Annotated in this window: 8 protein-coding genes and 2 tRNA genes; 8 read left to right on the top strand and 2 right to left on the bottom strand. The window is 71.1% G+C overall.

What is annotated here, in order from left to right:
• Positions 1–194: 194 nt before the first annotated feature.
• The gene (locus tag ACFWZ5_RS18680) at positions 195–608 is read right to left on the bottom strand and encodes an SsgA family sporulation/cell division regulator (RefSeq protein ID WP_003959770.1); all 414 of its coding nucleotides are present in this window, start codon (positions 606–608) and stop codon (positions 195–197) included.
• A 191-nt stretch (positions 609–799) separates the two neighbouring features.
• Between ACFWZ5_RS18680 and ACFWZ5_RS18675 the strand changes: the two genes are divergently transcribed.
• The 4 genes from ACFWZ5_RS18675 to ACFWZ5_RS18660 all read left to right on the top strand — a co-directional run bounded on the left by ACFWZ5_RS18675 (position 800) and on the right by ACFWZ5_RS18660 (position 2,170).
• Positions 800–1,246, top strand: a complete 447-nt coding sequence (locus ACFWZ5_RS18675) for a TIGR02611 family protein (protein ID WP_384805133.1) — start codon at positions 800–802, stop codon at positions 1,244–1,246.
• 75 nt (positions 1,247–1,321) lie between these two features.
• A tRNA-Val gene (locus ACFWZ5_RS18670) sits at positions 1,322–1,393 on the top strand.
• Positions 1,394–1,554: 161 nt separating this feature from the next.
• Positions 1,555–2,025, top strand: coding sequence for an SRPBCC family protein (locus tag ACFWZ5_RS18665; protein ID WP_384805135.1), 471 nt, complete (start codon positions 1,555–1,557; stop codon positions 2,023–2,025).
• A gap of 73 nt (positions 2,026–2,098) precedes the next feature.
• Positions 2,099–2,170, top strand: a tRNA-Val gene (locus tag ACFWZ5_RS18660).
• An 85-nt stretch (positions 2,171–2,255) separates the two neighbouring features.
• Here the strand turns inward: ACFWZ5_RS18660 and ACFWZ5_RS18655 are convergent.
• Positions 2,256–2,981, bottom strand: a complete 726-nt coding sequence (locus ACFWZ5_RS18655) for a 3'-5' exonuclease (RefSeq protein WP_384805137.1) — start codon at positions 2,979–2,981, stop codon at positions 2,256–2,258.
• Positions 2,982–3,158: 177 nt separating this feature from the next.
• Here ACFWZ5_RS18655 and ACFWZ5_RS18650 point away from each other — a divergent pair, with 177 nt between their 5' ends.
• From ACFWZ5_RS18650 to ACFWZ5_RS18635, 4 genes are all read left to right on the top strand, one after another.
• Positions 3,159–3,725 (top strand): DUF4365 domain-containing protein, encoded by a 567-nt coding sequence (locus tag ACFWZ5_RS18650; protein WP_384805139.1) that lies wholly within the window; start codon positions 3,159–3,161, stop codon positions 3,723–3,725.
• The gene (locus ACFWZ5_RS18645) at positions 3,722–4,951 is read left to right on the top strand and encodes a hypothetical protein (RefSeq protein WP_384805143.1); all 1,230 of its coding nucleotides are present in this window, start codon (positions 3,722–3,724) and stop codon (positions 4,949–4,951) included. The genes ACFWZ5_RS18650 and ACFWZ5_RS18645 overlap by 4 nt, the downstream gene beginning before the upstream one ends.
• A gap of 164 nt (positions 4,952–5,115) precedes the next feature.
• Positions 5,116–7,095 (top strand): threonine--tRNA ligase, encoded by a 1,980-nt coding sequence (thrS, locus tag ACFWZ5_RS18640; RefSeq protein WP_384805141.1) that lies wholly within the window; start codon positions 5,116–5,118, stop codon positions 7,093–7,095.
• Between the two features lie 74 nt (positions 7,096–7,169).
• Positions 7,170–7,730, top strand: a complete 561-nt coding sequence (locus ACFWZ5_RS18635; RefSeq protein WP_384805145.1) for an HIT family protein — start codon at positions 7,170–7,172, stop codon at positions 7,728–7,730.
• Positions 7,731–7,909: the final 179 nt, after the last annotated feature.

The raw sequence follows: 7,909 nt of genomic DNA, 5'->3' as shown, positions 1-7,909 counted from the left end.
ACCTCTCGCCGCGGCGCGCCCGCGGGCGCGGCGGGCGCCGCGGCCCCCCCCCCCCCCGGCCCGGCCGCCGCGGAATTCCGCGGCTCCGGCGCCGGTGCCTGCTGTGCCTTCCGGTATGTCGTTGTCGTACCCGCGCTTCACCCGCGCCGTCTCCCCGAGTCGGACGGCGGCGGGCGGCTCCCGGACCGGCCGGACTAGCTTTCGGCCAAGATGTGCGAGAGCTCCGTGTCGAGATCGAAGTGGCGGTGTTCGGTGCCGGGCGGCACGGCCGCGTCGGTACGCTTCAGGAACGATTCCAGGGCCCGCGCCGGGGCCTCGAGCAGAGCCTCGCCCTCGGGGGAGCTCAGGGCGATGCAGACGACGCCCTGACCGTGGCTGCGGGACGGCCAGACTCGGACGTCTCCGGTGCCCGTGGGCCGGTGCAGGCCCTCGGCGAGGAGGTCGCGGGCGAACACCCACTCGACGGTCTCCTCGGCTCCGGTGTGGAAGGTGGCGTGCACGGCGTAGGGATCGGCCGTGTCATACCGCAGTCCTGCGGGTACAGGCAGTGAGGACTCGCTCGACACAACGAGGCGCAGGTGCAGCTCGCAGCTGACCGTGGTGTTCATAAGCGCCAAGGCCTTTCGCTCAGTGTGCGCTCGGGGATTCGCACGTCGGCGAAATCGACATGCCACCTACGGTGCCGTTGTAAACCCCTCTGGGAGTTTTGCGTGTCTTTAGGTGGCTCGTATGGCGGACTGTCCCATTGGTTCGTACGGCCATTCCGGTGACGGGTTTCCGTCCGGTAAGGTTTGGCGGCATGAATACGGGGAGTAACGAGCCGGCGGTGGCCGACGCGACCGAGGGCGCGGAGGGCCGGACCAAGCCCGAGAAGCCCTTCGGTTCGCGGGCGCCGGAGTTCGTCAAGGCGCGCCGGGCCCTGCACCTGAGCTGGCAGGTCGGCGTGTTCATCGTGGGCCTCGCGGTGGTGATCGCGGGCATCATCATGCTGCCGCTGCCCGGACCGGGCTGGGTGGTCATCTTCGGCGGCATGGCGATCTGGGCGACCGAGTTCGTCTGGGCGCAACTGGTGCTCCGCTGGACAAAGCGGAAGGTCACCGAGGCCGCACAGCGCGCTCTCGACCCGCGCGTGCGCCGGCGCAACATCATCCTCACCGTCATCGGCCTGGTGATCATCGCGGCCCTCGGCGGCATCTACCTCTGGAAGTTCGGCATCCAGATGCCCTGGAAGATCAACGATCAGTGATCCGGGCCCTGCCGGGGTGCCCGGCAGGGTGGTCGGAGGCACCCCCTGACATGGGGTAATGTTCTCTCTGCGCCCGGGCGATTAGCTCAGTGGGAGAGCGCTTCGTTCACACCGAAGAGGTCACTGGTTCGAACCCAGTATCGCCCACCCGGGATTGTGGCCCGGAGGCTGGAAACAGCCTCCGGGCCACTGCCGTATTTGACGGCCTTTCATGGAAATTCGCGGCCTCCGCGCGCCGCCCGGAATAACTCATTCCTATTTCCTCCGAGTTGACGCACCGTCGGTTCCGTGCGGCGCACACTTGCTCCATGGACTGGTGTCACTACCGATTCCGAAGCCGCTGGATCCTGTCCGCGGATCCCGCCGCCGTGTACGCGGTCCTGGAGCGGGCCGAGGACTACCCGGCCTGGTGGCCTCAGGTCCGCGAGGTGACGCGCGTCGACGACCGCAGCGGGACCGTGCGGCTTCGCTCGCTGCTTCCGTACGACCTCGTGATCACCGCCCGGGAGGCGCGCCGCGACCCCGGACGCGGCGTCCTCGAGATCACCATGAGCGGCGACCTCGACGGCTGGGCCCGCTGGACGCTCACCGCGGCGCCCGCGGGCGGCACCCTCGTGCGCTACGACCAGGAAGTCGAGGTCCGCAAGCCGCTGATGCGACGCCTGGCCGTCCCCGGCAGGCCGCTGTTCCGGCTGAACCACGCGCTGATGATGCGGGCGGGCCGCAGGGGCCTGGCCTCGTACCTGGACCTGGAGGGGCCGCGCGTAGCGCGTCGTTGAGGGGTGGCGGTCGGGTGGCGGGTGGGCGGTTTGAAGGATCGGCGCCCGGACCTGTATTGTTCAGTGCGTTCCCGGGCGATTAGCTCAGTGGGAGAGCGCTTCGTTCACACCGAAGAGGTCACTGGTTCGAACCCAGTATCGCCCACCCGGAGAATGCCGGTCCGTCACTGACGGACCGGTTTTTTCATGCCCTGACGACACGGCAGCCGCAGGCTTCGCGCGGTGAACGGTCAGGCCGCCGCGGGCAGTTCGGGACGCAGCGGCCACGCCGGGTCCACGGCCTCCGACGAACCGCTGCGCGCGAACCACGCCTGCAGACCGCGCGCCTGCGCCGCGTGCCACACCGCCTGCAACGTGTGCAGCTCCGCGGGGGACAGGCGGTCGAGGCGCGCCGAGAAGCGGCGCCCCACTGCCCGGACGACATCGAGCGCGGCCTGCGCGTCGGCCGCCGCGTCGTGCGCGCCGCTCAGCTCCACGCCGTAGAGCTCGCACAGGTCCGACAGCGTGCGCCGGCCCTTGCGGTAGCGGTCCAGATGCCGGTCGAGTACCCGCGGATCGATGACGCACAGCGGATAGCTCTCCACGTAGCGCGCGAGCGACGACGCCCGGTGCCTGCGCAACTCCCGGTCGAGCAGCGTCAGGTCGAACGGCGCGTTCATCACCACGAGGGGCCGCCCCGCCGCGCCCTGCTCCGCCAGCTCGCGCCCTATCTCCTCCATCACCGGAGCCGGCCAGCGGCCGTTGCGCTCCAGATGCTCCTGCGTCAGACCGTGCACCGCGGTGGCGGCCTCGGGCACCGGTACGCCCGGGTTCACCAGCCAGCGGGTCACGCGCGGCCGGGCACCCGCGCCGTTCTGCACCACGACGGCGGCCGACACGATCCGGTCGGTCTCGACGTCGACACCCGTGGTCTCCGTGTCGAATGCGGCCAAGGGCCCCTCATACCAGCACGTCATCCCGACGCAACTCCTCGTTCAGATCCGGCAGTTGACCTGCACTACTGCCCACGCTGGTGATACCCGGGCCGTTTGCGCCGAACCCGCCCCGGAGACAACAGAGGTACGGCACCACAGGTTCAGGGCACGGACATCGACCGGCCCGAACGGGACCACCGGTTCGGAAGGCTTGGGGACATGGCGCTCGCGCAGCCCGAACAGGGCGGGCTGCTGCCCGAGCGGATCGCACCGCCGCGCGGCACTCTCGCCACCACCGCCTGTATGGAGACCCTTCAGGTGGGCTATCTGCACGCGGTCGCGGCCGCCGCGGGCTGCTCGCTCTCCCAGCCCTTTCCGGACAACGGCATCGACTGGCACGTCAGCCACAGCGCCCCCGGCCACACCGTCGACGACGAGGTCACCATCAAGGTGCAGCTCAAGTGCACGTACCAGATACCGCCCCACCCGGCGGGGCCCGCCTTCTCCTTCACCCTGGACAACGCCCACCTGGTGAAGCTCGCCCGCACGCCGGTGTCCGTGCACAAAATACTCGTCGTCATGCTCGTGCCCCGGTCCCGCGACGACTGGCTGCGCGCCGGTCACGACCGGCTCGACCTGCGGCACTGCTGCTACTGGACCAACCTCGCCGGGCACCCCGTGACCGGCAGGCGGCGGACCACCGTCCGCGTCCCGACCGCACGGATCTTCGACGACCGGGCGCTCTGCGAGATCATGACGCGCGTCGGGACGGGAGGGAGACCCTGATGCACCGCCCGATCGACGAGCCCGCCCCCGTACACGGGGTGCGCCCCCACCCCGCCCCCACCCCGCTCCGGTGGACCGACCCGCCCGAACCCGCGCAGGTCGACCCCGCCGTCCTCGGCGCCCTCCTCGACCGGCACGGCTGGCGGCGCAGGGGCGGGGCCGCCGGGCGCTACTCCCGCTGGACCCCGCCCGGCACCGGCCACGGCGGCACCAGCCTCCTCGTGCCCGAGAGCCGCGCCTTCCCCGACAGCGACGACCTGCTCGGCGAGGCGCTCACCGCCCTGGCCCGCAGCTCCTCGCCGTCCGCGCGCGAGGTCCTCGTCTCGCTCGCCGTGCCCAGCGACGAGATCCGCTGGTGGCGCGACGTGCCGGGCGGCCCCGCCGGCGCCGCGCCCTGGACCGTCGAGGAACAGCTGCGCGCCGCCGCCCGCCAGATGCTCCTCGCCGGCGCCCTCGCGGCCCGCGAACGCGCCGGGTACTACGGCGCACGCCACCGCCGCCCCGCCGCCGCGTCCCTGGAGAACGTCCTCGTCGGCCCCGCCCCGGGCGGACGGAAGCTGACCGCCTTCGTGCCCGTACCCGCGGGCCGGCCCCTCGCCGTACGGCTGCACCAGGCCCTGTACGCCGCCCGCGAAGCCATCGACTACCGGCGCGCCACCGGCGGCATGGACGCCTTCGACGGCGCCGTCCGGGCCGGCGTGAGCCATGAGCTCGTCGAGGCCGTCGTCGCCCTCGTCCGCGGCACCGAGGGCGCCCGCGTGCACGTCGCGTGGTCGCCCGCCGCAGGCACGCCCGAGGGCTGTGCGGCGTCCGCCGAACCCGTCGAGTTCTCGCCCGGGGACCTCGCGGTCCTGCGGGAGGCCGGGGCCCGCTATCTGCGCGACGAGCCGTCCGTGCCCGTGCGGATCACCGGGGCCGTGGTGCGCATGCGGCGCTCGGGACCGCGCGGCTCCGGCACGGTGCGGGTGCGGGTCCTCGCGGGCGCCGAGGTCCCGCACGTACGGATGTCCCTCGACGAGGAGGCGTACCGGATCGCCGGGCACGCCCATCTGCTGGGCCTGCCGATCCGGGTGCACGGCCGTCTGGAGAGCCGCGGCGGCTTCCGGCGCCTGACCGACGCGACGCAGGTGGTGCCGGTGCAGGTGGACGACGCCGAGCGGGACCGCCTGATGAAGTCGCTCCAGGAGAACCTGGACTTCTTCGAGGAGGCGTGCAGCGGGGACTGAGGCCGGGCCCCGGGCGGGGCGTTCACGGGGCTTGCGCGGGACGGGAGCGGGACCTGAGCGGGGACCGGGGATAACCGTTTCGCGGTGGGCCCCCGGGGCTCGGTACGATTCGTTGCGCGTGCAGGAGCAGATCTGCCGCAGACCCCTTCAGGCAGGAGAGACCGGTGTCAGACGTCCGTGTGATCATCCAACGCGATTCCGAGCGGGAAGAGCGCGTGGTGACCACGGGCACTACGGCCGCCGACCTCTTCGGGGGCGAGCGCACCATCGTGGCCGCGCGCGTCGCCGGCGAGCTGAAGGACCTCGCGTACGAGCTGAAGGACGGCGAGGAGGTCGAGCCCGTCGAGATCTCCTCCGAGGACGGCCTGAACATCCTGCGCCACTCCACCGCGCACGTCATGGCCCAGGCCGTGCAGGAGCTCTTCCCCGACGCCAAGCTCGGCATCGGCCCGCCCATCCGGGACGGCTTCTACTACGACTTCGACGTCAAGGAGCCCTTCACCCCCGAGGACCTCAAGCGCATCGAGAAGAAGATGCAGGAGATCCAGAAGCGGGGGCAGAGGTTCGCGCGCCGCGTCACCACCGACGACGACGCCCGCGTCGAGCTCGCCGACGAGCCGTACAAGCTGGAGCTCATCGGCCTCAAGGGCAACGCCGCGCAGGCCGCCGACGGCGCCGACGCCGAGGTCGGCGCGGGCGAGCTCACCATCTACGACAACGTGGACGCCAAGACCGGCGAGCTGTGCTGGAAGGACCTCTGCCGCGGTCCGCACCTGCCCACCACCCGGAACATCCCGGCGTTCAAGCTGATGCGCTCCGCCGCCGCCTACTGGCGAGGCAGCGAGAAGAACCCGCAGCTCCAGCGCATCTACGGCACCGCGTGGCCGTCGAAGGACGAGCTGAAGGCGCACCTGGAGTTCCTCGCGGAGGCCGAGAAGCGCGACCACCGCAAGCTCGGCGCGGAGCTCGACCTGTTCTCCTTCCCGGAGGAGCTCGGCCCCGGCCTCGCGGTCTTCCACCCCAAGGGCGGCGTCATCCGCAAGGTGATGGAGGACTACTCCCGCAAGCGCCATGAGGACTCGGGCTACGAGTTCGTGAACACCCCGCACATCTCGAAGGAGAAGCTCTTCGAGACCTCGGGGCACCTGCCGCACTACGCGGAGGGCATGTTCCCGGCGATCGAGTTCGACGAGCAGAACTACCGCCTCAAGGCGATGAACTGCCCGATGCACAACCTGATCTTCAAGTCGCGCGGGCGCTCCTACCGCGAGCTGCCGCTGCGCCTCTTCGAGTTCGGCACCGTGTACCGCTACGAGAAGTCGGGCGTCGTGCACGGCCTGACCCGCTCGCGCGGCTTCACCCAGGACGACTCGCACATCTACTGCACCAAGGAGCAGATGGCCGAGGAGCTCGACAAGCTCCTCACCTTCGTCCTCGACCTGCTGCGCGACTACGGCCTGAACGAGTTCGAGCTCGAGCTGTCCACCCGCGACGACTCCGACAAGTTCATCGGCTCGGACGAGGACTGGGCCGAGGCCACCGAGGCGCTGCGCCAGGCCGCCGAGAAGCAGGGCCTTCCGCTGGTCCCTGACCCGGGCGGGGCCGCGTACTACGGCCCGAAGATCTCGGTGCAGGCGAAGGACGCGATCGGCCGGTCCTGGCAGATGTCGACCCTCCAGGTCGACTTCAACCAGCCGAAGCGGTTCGGCCTCGAGTACACCGCGGCGGACGGCTCCAAGCAGCAGCCCGTCATGCTGCACCGCGCGCTGTTCGGCTCGATCGAGCGGTTCTTCGGCGTGCTGCTCGAGCACTACGCGGGCGCCTTCCCGGCGTGGCTGGCCCCGGTGCAGGCGGTCGGGATCCCGGTCGGTGACGCGCACGTGCCGTATCTGCAGGAGTTCGCCGAGAAGGCGAGGCAGCAGGGGCTGCGGATCGAGGTCGACGCGTCCTCGGACCGCATGCAGAAGAAGATCCGCAACGCGCAGCGCAGCAAGGTGCCGTTCATGATCATCGTGGGCGACGAGGACATGGCGAACGGCGCCGTCTCGTTCCGTTACCGCGACGGTTCGCAGGAGAACGGCATTCCGGCCGAGGACGCCATCGCCAAGATCGTGAAGGTCGTGGCGGAGCGTACCCAGGTCTGACGGCCGCCGCGTACGCCTGGCGCGAGGGGCGGTCCCGTTCGGGGCCGCCCCTCGTCACGTCCGTGGCGGCGAATATGCTGGCCACCATGACGACTGAGCCGGAGCAGCAGATCGGAGTGGGGACGCAGGACGCGTTCCAGCGCCTGTGGACGCCCCACCGGATGGCGTACATCCAAGGGGAGAACAAGCCCAGCGGTCCGGGGGCCGACGACGGCTGCCCCTTCTGCTCGATCCCGGCCAAGTCCGACGAGGACGGCCTCGTCGTCGCGCGCGGCGAGCACGTGTACGCGGTCCTCAATCTGTACCCGTACAACGGCGGCCATCTGATGGTCGTGCCCTACCGCCACGTCGCCGACTACACCGAGCTGACCGGGCCGGAGACGGCCGAGCTCGGCGAGCTGACCAAGCAGGCGATGACGGCCCTGCGCGCCGCGTCCGGGGCGCACGGCTTCAACATTGGCATGAACCAGGGAGCGGTCGCGGGCGCCGGGATCGCCGCGCATCTGCACCAGCACATCGTGCCGCGCTGGGGTGGCGACACGAACTTCATGCCCGTCGTCGGCCACACGAAGGTGCTGCCCCAACTCCTCGCCGACACCCGCAAGATGCTCGCGGAGGCCTGGCCCTCGGCCTAGGTCGCGCCAGGCGTCGCGGGGCAGGCGGGACTTTGCCGACACGACCTGGCGCCGGAGGCACGCCGAAGGGCGGCACGATCCGATCGTGCCGCCCTTCCGCCAGCCTCCGGCGCGGCCCGCTGGGCGCGGTGGGCGGGCGTGGGCCCCTTCACGTCGGGACAGCGCGGGAACGGGGGCTG

It is taken from the genome of Streptomyces sp. NPDC059003, from assembly GCF_042740445.1.
Classification (GTDB): Bacteria; Actinomycetota; Actinomycetes; order Streptomycetales; family Streptomycetaceae; genus Streptomyces.
The sequence above is the reverse complement of the archived record's forward strand: the minus strand, read 5'-3'. Positions and strand labels throughout refer to the sequence as shown.